Genomic DNA, 18,285 nt, shown 5'->3' with positions numbered 1-18,285 from the left:
GGGCACGGGGTATGACCCCAAAATGTCAATCGACCTCTCAGGGTATTGGTGGCTAACGTGAAGTTGAGCGGCGCTGTAGCGCGCAGTGCGGAGGCCCTGAGAAATTAAATGACCCTGACCCCTTTTCACGCCCTGCTTTTCACGCCAATTTCCACCCACAGATTGTGGTGTTTTTGACGCATCTGGCGGAGCAGGGGCAGGTGGCGGCTGCGACCCAGAATCAGGTGCTTTCGGCGTGGTTGTGCTTGTACCGGGAGGTGCCGGCCCAGGATTTGCCCTGGCTGGATCAGAGGGTGCGGGCCAAGCGGCCTGCCTGTTTGCCGGTGGTGCTTTCCCCCCATGAAGCGGGCGGTGCAGGCGGCGGGCATTGCCAAGCTGGCCACCCCCATGCCTTGCGCCATTCCTTTGCCACCCCTGCTCGAAAGCGGTTTCGACATTCGCTTCGTGCAGGAGCTGTTGGGGCACAAGGATGTGGCGACCACCATGGTTTATACCCATGTATTCAACCTGGGCGGGCGTGGGGTGGTGAGTTCCCTGGGCGGCTTGGGATTCAGGTGGAAGTGCTTGTTTGAGGGGAGGGCAGGGGGGCTTCTGGCCCGCGCCATTCCAGGCAGAGCAGGGTCAGGTCATCGGCCGGAGGGGCGCCTGCTTCGAAATTCCGGACCGCATCTTTGACCTTCTCCACCAGGGCGGCCGCTGTGTCGCCTTGTGTATTTTCCTGCAGCAGTCGTTCCAGGCGCTCGTTACCAAACCAGGCCTGGCCGTTGCTGGCTTCCGTGACCCCATCCGTGGTCAGCAGCAGCCGGTCGCCGGGTTCCAGGGTGAGTTGCGCGTGGCGGTAGGGAAAGCCCTCGCAGGCGCACAGGGGCGGGCCGCCGATCTGGTCCACCCGGATGCGCTGGATCGTCTGGCCGCGCAACAGCCAGGGCGCGTCGTGGCCGGCGCAGACGTAGTCCATCATCCCGGTTTCCACATTCACCACGGCGATGAAGCTGGTGACGAACAGCATTTCCCGGTTGTCCCGGGACAGGGCCGCGTCCACCTCCTCCAGGGCCTGGGCGAGATCGTCCGGGTGGTGGCGCAGGAGGGCGCTGGCGACGGATTTGCTCATGGCCATGAACAGGCTGGCGGGCAGGCCTTTGCCGGATACATCGCCGATGCAGAGGCAGAGGTATCCCGGGGCGAGCATGAAACAGTCGAAATAATCGCCCCCCACCTCCCGGGCGGCTTCCAGGTAGGCGGCCACTTGAAACCGGGTTTCCCCGGCGAAGAGCTGCGCCGGGTCGGGCAACAGCCCCATCTGGATGCGGCGCGCTGCATCCAGTTCGCCGGCTACCCGGGCGGCGGCTTCCCGGCTGGCCTGCAGGGCCTGTTCGGCCAAGCGGCGCTGCTGGTCCGATGCCACCAGGGTATTGCCGATCAGGATGAAGAACACCGGGTTGAGCAGGGTTACCAGAGAGGCGGAGTCGAACAGCAGCCGGCCCAGGTGGAAAGCGGCGTAACCGGTCAGGAACAACAGGATGGCCGAGGCCAGGCCCAGCTTCACGGCGAAGTTGGGGGGCAGGCGCGGCACGGCGGCGATCAGGCCCAGGCCCAGGGTGATGAGGAGCGCGCCTTCGGCCAGGCGCAGCCAGAGGGGGCGGGTCAGGGCGGCTCCGCTGAGCAGGCTTTCCAGCACCTGGGCATGGACGTCGACGCCGGGAATCATCTCCCCCAGGGGCGTGACCACCCGGTCCTGCAGGCCGGTGGCAGTGAAGCCCAGGAGGACGAAGCGGTGCTGGAAATTTTCCGGGGGAATCCGGCCTTCCAGCACATCCACGGCGGAAAAAATCCGGTCAGCCCGGAGCGGGCCGAAGTGCAGAATCAGCTTGCCGTCGGCCTGGGTGGGCAGGCGGTACGCGTCCACCCCGACCCGGGTGATGCGGCCGTTTCTGATGTCGGCCTCGACGGCGGGAGCGTCCAGTGCCACCCGCAGCATTTCCGGCCCCAGCGCGGCCACGGGCAGGCCGGCGACGCTGGCCATCAGGGGCACCCGGCGCAGCACGCCCCGTTCCGGGTCCTGTAATGCCGGGTCTTCCTGGGCATTGAGCAGGGCCTGGCCCCGGGCGGCAGCTTCCAGGGCCGGCAGGCTGGCCAGGGCGCCGGCAAACGGGTTGGCGATTGCTCCTGCGTCTCCTCCACGGCTGATGACGGGGGTGACCTTGAGGGCGCTGCGGTTGCCATGAAGAAGGGTCTTGTTGGCGGATATGCCCAGTACGCTGGGGGTGGCCGCCAGGGCGGCAGCCAGGCGGGCGTCCGGGTCGGCGAGGGGAATCCGGCCCAACTGGGGGTAGAGGCGTTTCAGGCTGGCCGAGCCGAGCCGGTCCGGCTCGGGAAAGATCATGTCCAGGCCGATGGCGAGCGGGTCGCCGGTGCCGATGGTCTCCACCAGCCGGGCCAGGGTCTGGCGGGGCCAGGGCCATTGCCCCAGGGCAGCCAGGCTTTTCTCGTCGATGGCCACGATCAGGGCGGGCATCTCGCTTCGGTCCCTGGGCGACAGCCTTTGCATCCGGTCGAACAGGGCATTCTGCAGCAGGGTGAGCGGGGTGTATTCGATCAGGGCCAGGGCGGTGCAGGCCGCCAACAGGGCAAGCAGGGCGGCGGGACGGCCCCGGTGGGCCCGCAAGGGGGTGACGAGCAGGGTCCGGAGGTGGCGCAGCATCAGAGCTGGACGATGAGGCCGTCGTAGGCGGAGAGCACTTCCAGGGGCGGGCGGCGATGCCGGCTCAGGGCTTCGAAGCGGCGGCTGTCTGCCAGCAGCCGGTCCAGGCTGGCGTCGTCATTCAAGGGGTCGTGGTGGAACAGGGCCAGGCGCCTGGCCCTCGCAGCCAGGGCCAGTTCCACGCCGATCATGTGGCTGGAGTGGCCCCAGTCCGCCTTTACCGACACCATCTCGGCCAGGGAATACATGGCGTCGAAGGCGATCAGGTCGGCCTCCCGGAAGAAGTCGACGCAGGCCGCCCACTGCTCTTCCTGATCCAGCTTGTGTTCCGAGTCGGTGGCGTAGACGAAGCTTTTGCCTTCCTGCGCGAAGCGGTAGCCGTAGGAGTCGCCGCCGTGCATCTGCCGCATGGCGCACACCTGAAAGCCGGCAATGTCGTAGGTCTGGCCGGGTTCCATGGGGTGGAATTCCACCTGCCTGTCCACCAGGGAAAAATCCACGGGAAAACCGGGTTCGGACATCTGCAGGCGCACGGCGGCTTCCAGCTCGGCATGGCAGCCGTGGATGATCAGCTGGTTGCCGGGAATGTAAAGGGGGGTGAAGAAGGGCAGCCCCATCAGGTGGTCCCAGTGCAGATGGGACATGAAGATATGGTAGGTCTGGGGCGTGCCCGGGCCAAAGCGGGCCAGCTTGGCGTTGCCCAGGCCCCGGGCGCCGCTGCCCAGATCGCAGATCAGGTGTTCCGGGCCATTGCCCCGGATTTCCACGCAGGCCGACTGACCTCCGTAGGTGCCGCGCAGGGCGAAGGGCAGGGCATCCACGAATTCGGCCCGGCCGATGGCAGTATCCAGTTGTCCGGCCGGGAGCCGGGCCGCCACTTCCAGTACCGAGAGCAGGCGCTGGCGCAGCTGTTCGGCATTGAGGGAGACGGGCAGGGAACCCCGCGTGCCCCAGAACAGGACCTGCATCAGGCCAGTTCTCCCAGGGCGGCCTCCAGGGTGTCGAAACAGGGAATCACCAGATCGAAGCGGCTGATGCCGAAGACTTCGCGCACCAGGGGCTGGAACTCGGCAATGCCCAGGCGACCGCCCTGATTTTTGGCGAAGCGGGTGGCGATCATCAGGGCGCGCAGGCCGGCACTGCTGACGTAATCCACTCCGGCAAAGTCGAGTACCAGGGGCGGTGCCCCTTTTTTGCAATTTTCCAGGTGCGGATGCAGTAGTTCCGAGAACGCCATGGAACTGCCGTGGTCTATCCGACCGCGCACCATGACCAGGTTTGCCTTGGGGTGAACGACTGCTTCCAGTTCCATGTGAAATCTCCTTGCCGGCTGCATTGATATCATGATGAAGAGGCGGGTTGCTGCTCAGGTAGAATACGCGCCGGAAACCAATTATGACTTTAAGCTTATCTGCGGCCAAGCCGCTTTTTTCGTACCGGAAGTTCTGGGCCCACCGTTTTGGCCCGGCGCCCTTCCTGCCGATGTCCCGCGCCGAGATGGAACGGCTCGGATGGGATTCCTGCGACGTGATCCTGGTGACGGGCGATGCCTACATCGATCATCCCAGCTTCGGCATGGCCCTGATCGGCCGGCTGCTCGAAGCCCAGGGCTTTCGCGTCGGCATCATCAGCCAGCCGGACTGGCACTCGGCAGAAGACTTCAGGCGCCTGGGTAAGCCGAATCTCTATTTCGGCATCACGGCAGGCAACATGGATTCGATGGTGAATCGCTACACCTCGGACCGGAAGATCCGCTCCGATGATGCCTACACCCCCAATGCCGAACCGAATAGACGCCCGGACCGGGCCGTGACCGTGTATGCCCAGCGGGCCCGGGAAGCCTATCCCGGCGTGCCCGTGATCCTCGGTTCCATCGAAGCGAGTCTGCGCCGCATCGCCCATTACGACTACTGGAGCGACAAGGTGCGCCGCTCGGTGCTGCCCGACGCCAAGGCCGACATGCTGCTCTACGGCAATGCCGAGCGGGCCCTGGTGGAACTGACGCATCGTCTGGCCCGGGGCGAGAAGATCGAGGCAATCCGCGACCTGCGCGGCACTGCTTACATGGTGGCGAGGGGCTGGAAACCGGGCGAGGACTGGGAGGAAATCGACTCTACCGAAGTGGACCGGCCCGGCAAGGTGGAGCCGCACCCCGACCCCTACGCCATGAACGACAGCGGCCCCGTGGCCGAGGCCCCGGCAAGTCGCGCCGGCACGGCCGAGCTGAAATTCATGCCAACCCTGGCGCGGGTGGCCCTGCGCCAGGCGCGCCGCAGCCGCACCGTGGTGCGCCTGCCTTCCTACGAGCAGGTCCGGGACGACCCGGTGCTCTATGCCCATGCCTCCCGTACCCTGCATCTGGAATCCAACCCCGGCAACGCCCGGGCCCTGGTGCAGGCCCATGGCGAGCGGGACGTGTGGCTCAATCCCCCGCCGATTCCCCTCTCCACGGCGGAAATGGACGGGGTTTACGGCCTGCCCTATGCCCGCTCGCCCCATCCCGCCTACGGAGACGCCAGGATTCCGGCCTGGGAGATGATCCGCTTTTCCATCAACATCATGCGCGGCTGCTTTGGCGGCTGCACCTTCTGCTCCATCACCGAGCACGAGGGGCGCATCATTCAGAGCCGCTCGGAAGAGAGCATCCTCAAGGAAATCGAAGAAATCCGCGACAAGACTCCGGGCTTTACCGGCACCATCTCCGACCTCGGCGGGCCGACCGCCAACATGTACCGGATGGCCTGCAAGGAGCCGCAGATCGAGGCGTCCTGCCGGCGGCTGTCCTGCGTCTTTCCGGGCATCTGCGAGAACCTCGATACCGATCATGCGCCTTTGCTGCGCCTTTATCGCAAGGCCCGGGCCATTCCCGGCGTGAAGCGGGTGCTGATCGGCTCGGGCCTGCGGTACGACCTCGCCGTGCGCTCCCCCGAATACGTGAAGGAACTGGTCACCCATCACGTCGGCGGCTATCTCAAGATCGCCCCCGAGCACACCGAGGCGGGCCCGCTTGCGAAGATGATGAAGCCGGGCATGGGCGCCTACGAGCAATTCAGGCAGATGTTCGAGAAGTTCTCGCAGGAAGCGGGCAAGGAGCAATACCTGATCCCCTACTTCATCGCCGCCCACCCCGGCACCACCGACTTGGACATGCTCAACCTCGCCCTGTGGCTGAAGGCCAACCATTTTCGCCTCGATCAGGTGCAGACTTTTCTGCCCACCCCCATGGCGCTCGCCACCACCATGTGGCACAGCCGCAAGAATCCCCTGAAGCCGGTGGGGCGTGCCACGGAAGGGGTGGAAACCGCCCGGGCCGGGCGCCAGCGCAAGGTGCAAAAGGCCTTCTTGCGCTACCACGACCCGGAAAACTGGCCCCTGCTGCGCGAAGCCCTGAAAGACATGGGCCGCGCCGACCTGATCGGCAACGGCAAGAGACACCTGATCCCCAGCTTCCAGCCCGTCGGCACGGGCGGAAAGGGCAACTTCGGCCTCAAGGGCGCGCCCCGCGGCGAGCGCGAGAAGCACGGCCAGGCGCACGGCCAGGAGCGGGACCTGGTGCACCGCATCTTGCCCCCCGCCCGCAACCAGAACTCCGGCCACACCGGAACAGCGGCCCGGGATGCTCGACCGGGCAAGCGCACTGGTGCAGGAAAAGGCGCAGGAAAAGCAGCCGGGGCGTGCCAGGGCGGGGGAGGGAAGGGGAGGAAGTAACGGGGCTGCCATGACTGCACCTGGCACGCACCTGGCACGCACCTGGGCATGCAGGGGGTTTGAACGCAGGAAGGGCGCTGCTCCGGATTCCTGATTCTGCCGCTCCGGATGCTGGCCTTATTTGTCAGACCCGGCTATAATGGCCGGCTTTTCAACCTTGCCCTACCGAAACGCATGGCGGAGGGCTTTTGCCAGAAGGAGTGTACATGCGCCATTACGAAATCGTTTTTATCGTCCATCCGGACCAGAGCGAACAAGTGCCCGCCATGGTGGAGCGCTATCGCACCCTGGTCACCAGCAAGGGTGGTCAGATTCACCGTCTGGAAGACTGGGGCCGGCGTCAGCTCGCGTACCCCATCCAGAAAATCCACAAGGCTCACTACGTGCTCATGAACATCGAGTGTGATGGCGAGACCCTGACCGAACTGGAACATGGCTTCAAGTTCAATGATGCAGTGCTGCGCAACCTCACCATGAAGATGAAGCATGCCGTGACGACGCCCTCTCCCATGATGAAGGAAGAGAAGTCCAGGTCCCTGCTCGCGGGTGAAGCGGCTCCGGCCGAAGCCGCCGAGCCTGCTGCCGCAGTCTGATAAGTTTCGGGCGTCCCTCTGAATCAGTTCCAGGTCAGCGGACGACTCTGCGAAAAAAAACCGCTGCGCTACACCCCGGCCGGTGTGCCGGTCGCCGAGGCCCGGATCGGGCACGAATCGGAGCAGCTAGAAGCAGGATTGTCCCGGCAGGTGGTGTGTGAAATACCCCTCCTGGCCCTGGGCCCCAAGGCAGGCTGGCTGGATGCAGCCCCGCTCGGGGTAAGGGTTGAAGTGACCGGGTTCCTGGCAGCAAGAAGCCGCAATAGCAGGGCGCTCGTTTTGCACGTGCAAGAAATCGAATTTTTGGAAGGAAAAGAAAATGGCCAGGTTCTTCAAGAAGAAGGATGATGACAAGAAAAAGCGTCGTGGCGGCGGTCTGTTCAAGCGTCGCAAGTTCTGCCGCTTTACCGCTGAGAAGGTAGAGCAGATTGATTACAAGGATGTGGAAGTCCTGAAGGAATTCATCCAGGAAAACGCCAAGATCATGCCGGCGCGTCTGACCGGCACCAAGGCCGGCTACCAGCGTCAGCTGTCGGCCGCCATCAAGCGTGCCCGTTTCCTGGCCCTGTTGCCCTACACCGACAACCACCAGTAAGAGGAAGCGCGAATCATGCAAGTCATTCTGCTCGAAAAAGTCGTCAATCTCGGCAATCTGGGTGACGTGGTCAAGGTCAAGGACGGTTTTGCCCGTAATTTCCTGATCCCCCAGAAGAAGGCCAAGCGGGCCACCCCCGCCGCGCTGGCTGAATTCGAAGCCCGCCGCGTCGAACTGGAAAAGATCCAGGCTGAAAAGCTGGCGGCTGCCCAGGTCGTGGCCGACAAGCTGAACGGCGTCTCCGTGACCATCACCCGCAAGTCCGCCATGGACGGTCGTCTGTTTGGTTCCGTGACCAACCACGATGTGGCGGATGCCCTGAAAGAAGCGGGTTTTGCCGTGGATAAGGCCGATGTGCGCATGCCTGAAGGCCCCCTGAAGGCGACCGGTGAATTCCCCCTGGAAATCTTCCTGCACACCGACGTGCTGGCGACGGTGGTGGTGACGGTGGCGGGCGAATAAATCCTCCTGCCGCTCGCAAAAGGCCCTGCTGCGTGCAGGGCCTTTTTGCTGATCCGCTGCTGCGACGGGTTAAACTCTGGCCCCTATGAGTGAACAACGCCCTTTCAAGAAGTCCCGGTCGACGATCGACCCGGCCATTGCCCAACTCCGGGTGCCGCCCCATTCCATCGAAGCCGAGCAATCCGTTCTGGGGGGCTTGTTGCTGGACAACCAGTCCTGGGACCGCATCGGCGACATGATTGCCGATACTGACTTTTACCGCGACGAACACAAGCGCATCTACCGGCAGATTCGCAGCCTGCTGGAAAAAGGCAAGCCTGCGGATGCCGTGACCGTGGCGGAGGCCCTCGATGCCGGGGGGGAAAGCGAACACACGGGCGGCCTGGCCTACCTGGGCGAACTCGCCAACAACACCCCTTCGGCCGCCAACATCCGCCGCTACGCCGAAATCGTGCGGGAGCGCGCCATTTTGCGCCAGCTGGTGGCGGCTGCGGACGAAATCTCCGGCAATGCCCTGAACCCTCTGGGCCGGGACGCCAAGACCTTGCTGGACGAGGCCGAAGCCAAGGTCTTCGAGATCGCCGAGAAGGGTTCGCGCAGCTCGGAAGGCTTCGTCCATATCAACCCCCTGCTGACCCAGGTGGTGGAGCGCATCCAGGAACTGCATGACCGGGATAATCCTTCCGATATCACCGGGGTGCCGACAGGCTTTTTCGATCTCGACCAGAAAACATCGGGTCTACAGCCGGGCGACTTGATCGTCGTGGCGGGCCGGCCCTCGATGGGTAAAACCGCCTTTGCCTTGAACATCGCTGAAAATGTGGCCACGATTGCCGGTCTGCCGGTGGGGATCTTTTCCATGGAAATGGGCGGGACCCAGCTGGCGACACGGATGATGGCGTCCATTGGCCGCCTCGATTCGAGCCGGGTGCGCACCGGCAAGCTCAACGACGAAGAATGGTCGAAGCTTTCGTTTGCGCTGGGGCAACTGCACGAGGCTCCCATCTATATCGACGAGACGGGCGGCTTGAATCCGGTGGATCTGCGCGCCCGGGCGCGGCGCCTGCATCGTCAGTGCGGCAAGCTGGGCCTGATCGTGATCGACTACATCCAGCTCATGTCATCGGCCCGCCAGAATGAGAACCGGGCCACGGAAGTGTCGGAAATTTCCCGCTCCATCAAATCCCTGGCCAAGGAATTGCAGGTGCCCATCATTGCCCTGTCCCAACTCTCCCGCAAAGTGGAAGAGCGCACCGACAAACGGCCGATGATGTCGGACTTGAGAGAATCCGGCGCCATCGAGCAGGATGCGGATGTGATCATGATGCTGTACCGGGATGAGTACTACAAACCGGAATCTCAGGATAAAGGGATTGCTGAAATCATCATTGGCAAGCAGCGCAATGGCCCCACCGGCACGGTGCGGCTGGCCTTCCTGGGGCAATACACCCGTTTTGAAAGCCTGGCCCAGGGGGGGTATGTGGATTCGCAGTATTGAAACGGCTGAAAGGTGGGGCGCCCTGGCCTGGGCTCAGGCAATGATCTGGCGGCTTGAAATACGATAAAAGCCGTCGGGGTCGAGGCCATTCAGGGTTCCTTCCTGGCGTTCCAGCAGGGGGAGCGTGAAGAAATGAACGGACTTCCCGCCCGGCAGCACCAGGTCTTCCGCGACGTTGTAGGCCATCCAGTTCATTTCCCAGACGCCGAACAGGATCTTGCGCAGGGCGACGAGTTTGGGGTCCCGGTGATCCAGTCCTTCCTTGGCGATGGTGCGTCGCACATCGCTGGGGTCTACGGGGATCCAGCTATAGCCGGGCACATAAAACTCGGCCCGGCAGTGGGGGGCCCGGGTGGCATCGCCCTGGCTGATTCCCAGGCTCGGCGAGATGCGGGATTGTTCGATGCGATGGCCGAACACCCGCCGGGCGGGGATGCCGATGGCGCGGCACAGGGTCACGAACAGGCCGTTGATGTCGGCGGAGCGCCCGCCAAAGCGCTGCTGTTCGAGCTGGCGGCGCACGTCGCCACTGCCGACGCCGGGCAGGCTGGGGTCATATTCCGTGTTATCCACCACCCAGTCGAAAATGGCCTTGGCCTGCGCCACCGGGTCAAGGATGCGGCCGATGATGCGCTGCGCCAGCTTGTAGGCTTCGCCGTCATTGGGTAGCTGCCGGGACGCTTGCAGGTTGCGGCGCAGGATGTCTTCCCGCTCCGGTGGCAGGGTGCGGCGGGAAATATCGAAGTGCCGGTCGGCGGTGGTGACGGTGGTCCTGAGTTCGAGTTGCGGGGTCACCCCTTCCTGCCATTCGCAATAGAACGCTTCCAGTTCTCCGTCGGGGAGGCGGCTCAGGCTGCCCAGTTCGAAATTTCCCTTCCAGGTGTGGCCCAGGCTGCGCTGGTAGAGCGTGTCCTGACTCATGGGCAGGGGCAGCCACAGGCGCTGGCGGCCTTGCGATGATTTCAGCTGCAAGGAGGTGCTGATTTCAAAGATGCGCCAGAGCGCCGGGGGTTCCTGCGCCTTGACCGGGGGCAGGCGGGTGGCGGATGAGCCCCGGTAGGGGGATTCCAGCACCGGGTTTTCTGCCGTGGTCTGGGATCTGGCTTGCGCTTTACCCTGCGGCTTGCCTGAGCGCCTGGTTTTCTTGTGGCTTGATTTCGAGGTCGATTTTGAAGCGGTTTTCTTGCTGGCATCCTTTTTTCGGGCAGCCAGGGCCGCAGGGGATGCAAACAAGGAGAGCAGGCCGGCGGCAAGGAAGGCGCGACGTTTCAAAATGAGTTCCGGTCAAGAGTTCTGCAGAAGGACAAACCGCGCCAGGGGCGCGGTTTGTTTTGGGAGCCGGGCGATTATAACGCCATCACAGCACTTCGGCGGCGTGGTCGGCCAGCCGCGAGCGCTCACCTCGTTGCAAGGTGATGTGGCCCGAGTGATTCCAGCCCTTGAAACGGTCCACCACATAGGTGAGGCCGGAGGAGCCTTCGGTCAGGTAGGGGGTGTCGATCTGGGCGATATTGCCCAGGCAGATCACCTTGGTGCCCGGCCCGGCCCGGGTGATCAGGGTCTTCATCTGCTTGGGCGTCAGATTCTGGGCCTCGTCGATGATCAGGAACTTGTTCAGGAAGGTCCGGCCGCGCATGAAATTGAGGGATTTCACCTTGATGCGGGAGCGGATCAGATCCGTGGTGGCGGCCTTGCTCCATTCTCCGGAAAAGGCGCCGGTGCTATCCTCGCTGCGGGTCAGCACTTCCAGGTTGTCCTCCAGGGCGCCCATCCAGGGGGCCATCTTTTCTTCCTCGGTACCGGGCAGAAAGCCGATGTCCTCGCCCACCGGGACGGTGATCCGGGTCATGATGATTTCGGCGTAACGCTTGGTTTCCAGCACCTGGGTCAGGCCGGCGGCCAGGGTCAGCAGGGTCTTGCCGGTGCCTGCCTGGCCGAGCAGGGTGATGAAGTCGATCTCCGGGTCCATCAGCAGGTTGAGCGCGAAATTCTGCTCCCGGTTCCGGGCATGGATGCCCCACACCGCATGCTTGGGATGGCTGTAGTCGACCAGGGTCTCCAGCACGGCCTTCTTGCCCGCGGCTTCCTTGACCAGGGCGGTGAATTCCGACTCGCCTTCCAGATACACGAATTCGTTGAGGAGGAAGTCGGGGCAAAGGGGGCCGGTGACCCGGTAGTAGGTCTTGCCGTCCTTCTTCCAGGATTCCATGCCCTGGCCGTGGGTTTCCCAGAAATCGGCGGGCAGGGCGCGGGTTCCGGGATAGAGCAGGTCGGTGTCTTCCAGCACCTTGTCGTTGAAGTAGTCTTCTGCCGGCAGCCCCAGGGAGCGGGCCTTGATGCGCATGTTGATGTCTTTGGACACCAGGACCACCAGGCGCTTGGGGTAGCGCCGCTGCAGGTGGATCACCACCGCCAGGATCTGGTTGTCCACCTTGGAGGTGGGCAGGGCCGGCGGCAGTTCGGAACTGATGGCTTCGGTCTGCAGCAGCAGCCGGCCCGAGGCCAGGCCCTTGCTGGGCTCGTCCAGGGGAATGCCTTCCTCGATGTCCTCGGCGGTGGACAGCAATTCGTCCAGGCTGCGGGAAACCTGGCGGGCATTGCGGGCGATTTCGGACATGCCCTTCTTGTGGTTGTCCAGTTCCTCCAGGGTCATGATGGGGAGGAAGATGTCATGCTCCTCGAAGCGGAACAGGCTGGAGGGGTCGTGCATCAGTACGTTGGTGTCGAGAACGAAAATCTTGGTGGCTTCGGCTTTCTTGCTGGTTTTTCTGGCCATGAGCGGGAGTTCCGGAAAGTTGGCGGTTAGAGGGTTTTCACGAAATCAAGCACTTCCTGGGCATGGCCCGGCACCTTGACGCCCCGCCATGCGCGGCGCAGCACGCCGTCCTGGTCGATCACGAAGGTGCTGCGTTCGATGCCCCTTACCTCTTTGCCGTACATTTTTTTCGTCTTGATGACTTCGAACTGGCGGCAGAGGGTTTCCTCCGCATCGCTCAGGAGCTCGAAAGGCAGGCCGAGTCTGGCCTTGAAGTTCTCGTGGGACTTCAGGCTGTCCCGGGAGACGCCGACGATCACGGCGTGGGTGGCGAGAAAGTCGGGGTATGAATCCCGGAATTCCATGGCCTCGGTGGTGCAGCCGGGGGTGCTGTCCTTGGGGTAGAAGTAGATCACCACCTTCTTGCCGTGCTGGGCAAAGAGGGTGAAGGTCTGGCCGCTGGTGGCCGGGAGGGTGAAGTCGGCGACCTGGGGGTCGGACATGACGATTTCCTTGGGGTTGGGTGAGGGGATTGTCATGGGGGGGCGCGCCCCGGTCAAGGGCCGTGATTCAGTCCAGATGCTGCCTGCCCTGCAGGAACAGGCTCCCTTCCCGGTTGGGAATCCCGGCGCGGTGGATCCCGGCATAGGGCAGGTTTTTCATCTCCAGGCCGGCAAGTAGATCACCCAGGGCGCACAGGGCATGTCCCTGCTGTTGCCAGCCCTGCCAGAGTTGCTCCAGGGCCGTACGGTAGCCCAGGCCTTCGTGCTCGGCCCGCAGGCTGAAAACCTGGGGGGCAGTGGTTTGGGCACTGAGTTCCAGGAGCCGTTGCACTGAATCTGTATCGCTGCGGCCCCCGCGCATCAACTCTTCCAGGGTGGGGAGGGTGGTGGGCAATTGGGGGCAGGGCAGGGGTTCTCCCTCGTACACCGGCAGGAAAGGATGCTGGCCCCGGCAATCGGAGGCAAGCTGGAAGCCGTGGCGTTGCAGCAGGCGCAGCTGGTGGCGGTGGGCCTGCCAGTCGGGGGCGCCGAAAATCCGGGGGGGATGGCCGAACAGGCGGTCAAAAGCCCGCATGGCCCGGTCGATATCGGCGGCAATCCAGTCATTGCTGGCAGCGGCGGCCTGTTTTTCCCAGGCCACCCGGTTCCAGGCCGAAATGCCGGCCTCGAAGCCTTGCGTTTCGATCTGGCGCAGGCTGTCAGCGGCCAGTTTGCCGATTTCCTGGGCGGGGATCAGCGTGCCCCGGAGCGGGGTTTTCCAGCAGTGGCGGGCCATGCCCAGGGCCTGGCCGAAGGCGCGGCCCGACTGGTCCGGGCCCAGGCAGAGGAGGAAGGTGGCGCGGGCCTTTTGCGCCAGCAGCTTTTCGAGCAGCAGGGGAACTCCCCGGCGGGCGCCTGCCAGGGTGCCGACATGAATGCGCAGGGCAATCTGGCTCATGGGGTTTCGATCGGGGTTTCGATCAGCAGGGCGGCGGCGACCTTGCGGCCTTCGCTGGCCAGGATGTTGTAGGTGCGGCAGGCGGCGGCGGTGTCCATGACTTCCAGGCCGATGCCGGCGGCCATCAGGGGCTGTTGCAGGGCCGGATGGGGAAAGCGCAGGCGAAGGCCGGTGCCAAGCAGCACGATTTCGGCACCGCAGGCCGCCAGGCGGGCGAAGTCATCGATGCACAGTCTGGCAAAGTCGTGTCCGGTCCAGGCCGGCTCGATCCGGTCCGGCAGCACCAGCAAGTTGTTTTCGAAGCGCTCCCGGTTGACGGTTACATAGCCTTCGCCGTGGCTGGTGAAGAGCTTGAGTCCTGGATCACTGTTGTCGTGGAGTTTCATTGAAGGAGGAAAGTGAGTTGGCCGGTCCGTCAAAATTGCGGTGCACCATGGCTTGAAGTAGGATTATAGCTTTTTCGCCGGTCGGCCAAGGCTCCAGAACAGGGGCATCAGGGATCGGGGAAAGCGGATAGTTGTGACGACTCACAAAAAAGCCAGCCAGACCCGCCGCCCCCAAAAGGGCAGGATGAAGGCGAGTGCCAGGAAAAAAACGATGAAGCCCGTACTGAAATCGAACAAGCTTGCCGACGTCTGCTATGACATCCGGGGTCCCGTGTTGACCCAGGCCAAGCAGATGGAAGACGAGGGCCACAAGATCATCAAGCTCAACATCGGCAACCTGGCGGCCTTCGGCTTCGACGCGCCGGAAGAAATCCAGCTCGACATGATCCGCAACCTGCCCAACTCGGCGGGTTATTCGGATTCCAAGGGCATTTTCGCCGCCAGGAAGGCGATCATGCACTACACCCAGGAAAAGCACATCAAGGGGGTGGATATCGAGGATATCTACATCGGCAACGGCGTCTCCGAGCTGATCGTGATGTCCATGAACGCCCTCTTGAATCCCGGCGACGAGGTGCTGGTGCCGGCTCCCGACTACCCGCTGTGGACGGCGGCGGTGAGCCTCTCCAGCGGCACGCCCGTGCATTACCTGTGCGACGAAGCCAATGGCTGGCTGCCGGACCTGGACGACATCCGCAGCAAGATCACCCCGAATACCCGGGCCCTCGTCATCATCAACCCCAACAACCCCACCGGCGCCCTGTACCCGGACGAGCTGCTGAAGGAACTGGTGGAAATCGCCCGCCAGCACGACCTGATCCTCTGCGCCGACGAGGTGTATGACAAGGTGCTCTATGACGGCAACACCCACACCTCCCTGGCTGCCCTCTCCGAGGACGTGCTCACGCTGATCTTCAACGGCCTTTCCAAGAACTACCGCTCCTGCGGCTACCGCGCCGGCTGGATGGTGGTGTGCGGCGACAAGCGCCACGCCCAGGATTACATCGAGGGCCTCAACATGCTGGCCTCCATGCGCCTGTGCGCCAACGTGCCCGGCCAGTATGCGATCCAGACCGCCCTGGGAGGCTATCAGAGCATCGACGATCTGGTGGCCCCGGCCGGCCGGATGTGTCGCCAGCGCGATCTGGCGCATGAGCTGATCACCGCCATTCCCGGTGTCAGCTGCGTCAAGCCCAAGGCCACCTTGTACATGTTCCCGCGCCTCGATCCCGAGGTCTATCCGATCCAGGACGATCAGGCCTTCATCGCCGAACTGCTGCAGGAGGAAAAGGTGCTGCTGGTGCAGGGCACAGGCTTCAACTGGCCCCACCCGGATCATTTCCGCCTGGTGTTTTTGCCCCATGAGGACGATCTGCGCATCGCCATCGGCCGCATCGCCCGCTTCCTGGAAAACTACCGCAAGCGCCACGGCAGCGCCGCTTGAGCGGATGCCCTGCCGTTTTTTCCAACCCCTCTCGAACCTGAGTCGAACCCTGGTGAATCGAATCTCATGAAACCCATCCATGTTGGCCTTCTTGGCAGCGGTACCGTCGGCGGCGGCACCTTTACCGTTCTCTCCCGCAACGCAGCGGAAATCACCCGTCGCGCCGGCCGGCCCATCCGTATTTCCGTGGTGGCCGACAAGAATCTGGAACTGGCCAGGCAAGTTACCGGCGGCGCCTGCAGGATCACCGACGACGCCTTTGCCGTGGTGAACGACCCGGACGTGGACGTGGTGGTGGAACTGATCGGCGGCTACGGCGTGGCCCGGGAACTGGTCATGCAGGCCATCGCCAACGGCAAGCATGTGGTCACCGCCAACAAGGCCCTCCTCGCCGTGCATGGCAATGAAATCTTTGCCGCCGCCCAGGAGAAGGGCGTGATGGTGGCGTTCGAAGCCGCCGTGGCCGGGGGCATTCCCATCATCAAGGCCCTGCGCGAAGGTCTGGCCGCAAACCGCATCGAATGGGCCGCCGGCATCATCAACGGTACCACCAACTTCATCCTTTCCGAAATGCGCGACAAGGGCCTGCCCTTTGCCGAGGTGTTGAAGGAAGCCCAGCGCCTCGGTTACGCCGAAGCCGACCCCACCTTCGACATCGAGGGGATCGATGCCGCCCACAAGGCCACCCTGATTGCCTCCGTGGCTTTCGGCATCCCCGTCCAGTTCGACAAGGCCTATGTGGAAGGCATCACCCAGCTCCAGGCCGCCGACATCAAGTATGCCGAGCAGCTCGGCTACCGCATCAAGCTGCTTGGCATCGCCAAGCGCCGTGACGATGGCGTGGAACTGCGCGTGCACCCCACCCTGGTGCCGGCCAGACGCCTGATCGCCAATGTCGAAGGCGCAATGAACGCCATCCTGGTCAAGGGCGACGCCGTGGGCGCCACCCTCTACTACGGCAAGGGCGCCGGCGCCGAGCCCACCGCCTCCTCGGTGATCGCCGACCTGGTGGATGTGGCGCGCGCCGCCACCATCGACCCGGACAACCGGGTACCGCACCTCGCCTTCCAGCCCGACCAGCTGCACGATCTGCCGATTCTGCCGATCGCCGAAGCCGAGACCGCCTACTACCTGCGCCTGCAGGTGGAAGACCGGCCCGGCGTGCTCGCCGATGTCACCCGCATCCTAGCCGACCAGCAAATCTCCATCGACGCCATGCTGCAGCGCGAGCCGCAGGAAGGCGAGGCCCAGACCGACATCATCATCCTCACCCATCGCTGCCGGGAAAAGGCCGCCGATGCCGCCATTGCCAAGGTAGAAGCCCTGGCCGCGGTGCAGGGCAAGGTCATCAAGCTGCGCCTCGAAGAGTTGCAGTAAATCCGATGGCGTACCTATCATGAACTGCGGGAGCCTCAGGGCTCCCGTTTCGTTTCCCGGTGGATTGCCGTGACCCCCCTCGTCTTCGCCGTTCTTGCCGTTTTTGTCCTGGCCTTGATCACGGGAGCCAGCGGCTGGCTGTCGCCCGTGGCCGCCTTCCACCTGCTGGTGGCGGCAGGCGTCCTGCCCCTGATCTGCGGGGCGATGCTGCATTTCGTCCCGGTGCTGACTCGCACCGGGGCTCCCCACCGTTTCTTCCAGGTGCTGCCCTGGCTGGCCCAGGGCCTGGGCCTCGGCGTGGTCCTGGCGCTCCAGGAGCCCGGCCTTCGCTGCTTGCTGCACCCCCTGTCCGCCCTGCTGGCCGGGCTGGCCCTGGCCTTGATCTTCTGGATGAAGAGCCGGGCCAAGGCTTGCCTGGGCACGCCCCATCCGGGCTGGCGCTGGTATGGCTGTTCCCTGGCCTGCCTGTTGCTGGCGCTGCTGGTGGTGCCGCTCCTCCTGGCCGTTCCGGCCGCCTACCGGCCCCTGCGCAGCCTGCATTTGCATCTCAATACCCTGGGCTTTGTCGGCCTGGCCGCCCTGGGAACCCTGCCCCTGCTACTGCCCACGGCCCTGGGCCAGCATGATCCGGACGCCCGCCACTGGCTGCGCCGTTATCTCTGGCCGGTGCTAGGCAGCGTGCTGGTGCTGACGGGGGGTACTGCCCTGGCAGCGCTCGATGGCATGGCCCTGGTGGGACCCCTGCTGGCGGCGGTAGGGCTGGTGCTGCTGGTATATCCGGTGCTGCGCCTGCTGGTGCACTGGCAGCGCCGGTTCGGCTTTTCCAGCTTGTGGCGGGACGGCGCCACGGCCAGCCTGCTGCTGGCGGTGCCGGGATTCATGCTGCTGCAACTGGCGGGTTTGCTGCACGGTTTTCAACGGCTCGAACCCCGGCTTGCCATCCTCGCCCTGGGCCCGGCTTTCCTGCTGCCCCTGGTGCTGGGCGCCTTGAGCCAGTTGTTGCCGGTCTGGTGCCATCCCGGCCCGGCAACGCCGAACCGCCTGGCTCTGCGCCAGCGTCTGGCAGCCGGTGGAGCCGGGCGGGCCCTGTTGTTCCTGGGGGCTGCGTGCGCCATCCTGCTGGGCCATGAACTGCCCGGCATGGGGCTGGTGGGGCTGGGGCTGGGGCATTTTCTCCTGGCCCTGGTGGCGGGATTGCTGCAGAGCCTGCCCGGATCGGAGCGGGCGCGGTAAAATCGCGCCTTTTCCGCTTTCTGGTCCTTTGCCATGCGCTATCTCTCCACCCGCGGCGGCTCTCCCGCGCTTCCCTTTTGCGACATCCTCCTG

At 64.1% G+C, this 18,285-nt stretch carries 17 protein-coding genes and 1 pseudogene; 10 read left to right on the top strand and 8 right to left on the bottom strand.

Annotated elements, in window-relative coordinates:
- Positions 1-339: 339 nt before the first annotated feature.
- A pseudogene (locus WBH99_RS12430) lies at positions 340-462 on the top strand (integron integrase); the annotation flags it as partial.
- 88 nt (positions 463-550) lie between these two features.
- Here WBH99_RS12430 and WBH99_RS12425 read toward each other — a convergent pair.
- Genes WBH99_RS12425 through WBH99_RS12415 form a run of 3 tightly spaced genes read right to left on the bottom strand, consistent with a single transcriptional unit; the run spans position 551 to position 4,013 of the window.
- Positions 551-2,701: a CHASE2 domain-containing protein gene (locus WBH99_RS12425; protein WP_424220414.1), complete on the bottom strand. Its 2,151-nt coding sequence runs from the start codon at positions 2,699-2,701 to the stop codon at positions 551-553.
- Entirely contained in the window at positions 2,701-3,669 is a 969-nt protein-coding gene (locus tag WBH99_RS12420; RefSeq protein WP_424220413.1) for an MBL fold metallo-hydrolase, read from the bottom strand. The genes WBH99_RS12425 and WBH99_RS12420 overlap by 1 nt, the downstream gene beginning before the upstream one ends.
- On the bottom strand, positions 3,669-4,013 hold the full coding sequence (locus tag WBH99_RS12415; RefSeq protein ID WP_424220412.1) for an STAS domain-containing protein: 345 nt from the start codon (positions 4,011-4,013) through the stop codon (positions 3,669-3,671). Before WBH99_RS12415 ends, WBH99_RS12420 begins: the two co-directional genes overlap by 1 nt.
- A gap of 170 nt (positions 4,014-4,183) precedes the next feature.
- On the opposite strand from WBH99_RS12415, the gene WBH99_RS12410 reads away from it, so the two are divergent.
- From WBH99_RS12410 to dnaB, 6 genes are all read left to right on the top strand, one after another.
- Entirely contained in the window at positions 4,184-6,409 is a 2,226-nt protein-coding gene (locus tag WBH99_RS12410; protein WP_424220416.1) for a YgiQ family radical SAM protein, read from the top strand.
- A gap of 206 nt (positions 6,410-6,615) precedes the next feature.
- On the top strand, positions 6,616-7,002 hold the full coding sequence (gene rpsF / locus WBH99_RS12405) for a 30S ribosomal protein S6 (protein ID WP_424220411.1): 387 nt from the start codon (positions 6,616-6,618) through the stop codon (positions 7,000-7,002).
- Positions 7,003-7,020: 18 nt separating this feature from the next.
- On the top strand, positions 7,021-7,350 hold the full coding sequence (priB, locus tag WBH99_RS12400) for a primosomal replication protein N (protein WP_424220415.1): 330 nt from the start codon (positions 7,021-7,023) through the stop codon (positions 7,348-7,350).
- Complete coding sequence (rpsR, locus tag WBH99_RS12395; RefSeq protein ID WP_424220410.1) at positions 7,322-7,597, top strand: 30S ribosomal protein S18; 276 nt, start codon at positions 7,322-7,324, stop codon at positions 7,595-7,597. Before priB ends, rpsR begins: the two co-directional genes overlap by 29 nt.
- Before the next feature lie 15 nt (positions 7,598-7,612).
- Positions 7,613-8,059 carry a 50S ribosomal protein L9 gene (gene rplI / locus WBH99_RS12390; protein ID WP_424220409.1) on the top strand — a complete coding sequence of 149 codons (447 nt, stop codon included), beginning with the start codon at positions 7,613-7,615 and terminating at the stop codon, positions 8,057-8,059.
- A gap of 85 nt (positions 8,060-8,144) precedes the next feature.
- Entirely contained in the window at positions 8,145-9,557 is a 1,413-nt protein-coding gene (gene dnaB, locus WBH99_RS12385) for a replicative DNA helicase (protein WP_424220408.1), read from the top strand.
- A gap of 33 nt (positions 9,558-9,590) precedes the next feature.
- Here dnaB and WBH99_RS12380 read toward each other — a convergent pair whose 3' ends face one another.
- From WBH99_RS12380 to WBH99_RS12360, 5 genes are all read right to left on the bottom strand, one after another.
- A complete protein-coding gene (locus WBH99_RS12380) occupies positions 9,591-10,829 on the bottom strand; it encodes a transglutaminase-like domain-containing protein (RefSeq protein ID WP_424220407.1) in 1,239 nt (412 codons plus the stop codon).
- An 85-nt stretch (positions 10,830-10,914) separates the two neighbouring features.
- Positions 10,915-12,333, bottom strand: a complete 1,419-nt coding sequence (locus WBH99_RS12375) for a PhoH family protein (RefSeq protein ID WP_424220406.1) — start codon at positions 12,331-12,333, stop codon at positions 10,915-10,917.
- Positions 12,334-12,359: 26 nt separating this feature from the next.
- Positions 12,360-12,851, bottom strand: coding sequence for a peroxiredoxin (locus WBH99_RS12370; RefSeq protein WP_424220405.1), 492 nt, complete (start codon positions 12,849-12,851; stop codon positions 12,360-12,362).
- Between the two features lie 31 nt (positions 12,852-12,882).
- Positions 12,883-13,752: a 4-deoxy-4-formamido-L-arabinose-phosphoundecaprenol deformylase gene (locus tag WBH99_RS12365; RefSeq protein WP_424220404.1), complete on the bottom strand. Its 870-nt coding sequence runs from the start codon at positions 13,750-13,752 to the stop codon at positions 12,883-12,885.
- Positions 13,749-14,138, bottom strand: coding sequence for an Mth938-like domain-containing protein (locus tag WBH99_RS12360; protein ID WP_424220403.1), 390 nt, complete (start codon positions 14,136-14,138; stop codon positions 13,749-13,751). Before WBH99_RS12360 ends, WBH99_RS12365 begins: the two co-directional genes overlap by 4 nt.
- 211 nt (positions 14,139-14,349) lie before the next feature.
- Between WBH99_RS12360 and WBH99_RS12355 the strand changes: the two genes are divergently transcribed.
- From WBH99_RS12355 to WBH99_RS12345, 3 genes are all read left to right on the top strand, one after another.
- Complete coding sequence (locus WBH99_RS12355) at positions 14,350-15,582, top strand: pyridoxal phosphate-dependent aminotransferase (RefSeq protein WP_424220402.1); 1,233 nt, start codon at positions 14,350-14,352, stop codon at positions 15,580-15,582.
- A 66-nt stretch (positions 15,583-15,648) separates the two neighbouring features.
- Entirely contained in the window at positions 15,649-16,959 is a 1,311-nt protein-coding gene (locus WBH99_RS12350) for a homoserine dehydrogenase (protein WP_424220401.1), read from the top strand.
- Between the two features lie 69 nt (positions 16,960-17,028).
- Positions 17,029-18,192 (top strand): hypothetical protein, encoded by a 1,164-nt coding sequence (locus tag WBH99_RS12345; RefSeq protein WP_424220400.1) that lies wholly within the window; start codon positions 17,029-17,031, stop codon positions 18,190-18,192.
- Positions 18,193-18,285 lie beyond the last annotated feature (93 nt).

Source organism: Azovibrio sp., assembly GCF_049658005.1.
Taxonomy (GTDB): Bacteria; Pseudomonadota; Gammaproteobacteria; order Burkholderiales; family Rhodocyclaceae; genus Azovibrio.
Note: the sequence above shows the minus strand (reverse complement) of the source record. Positions and strands in the feature narration are given on the sequence as shown.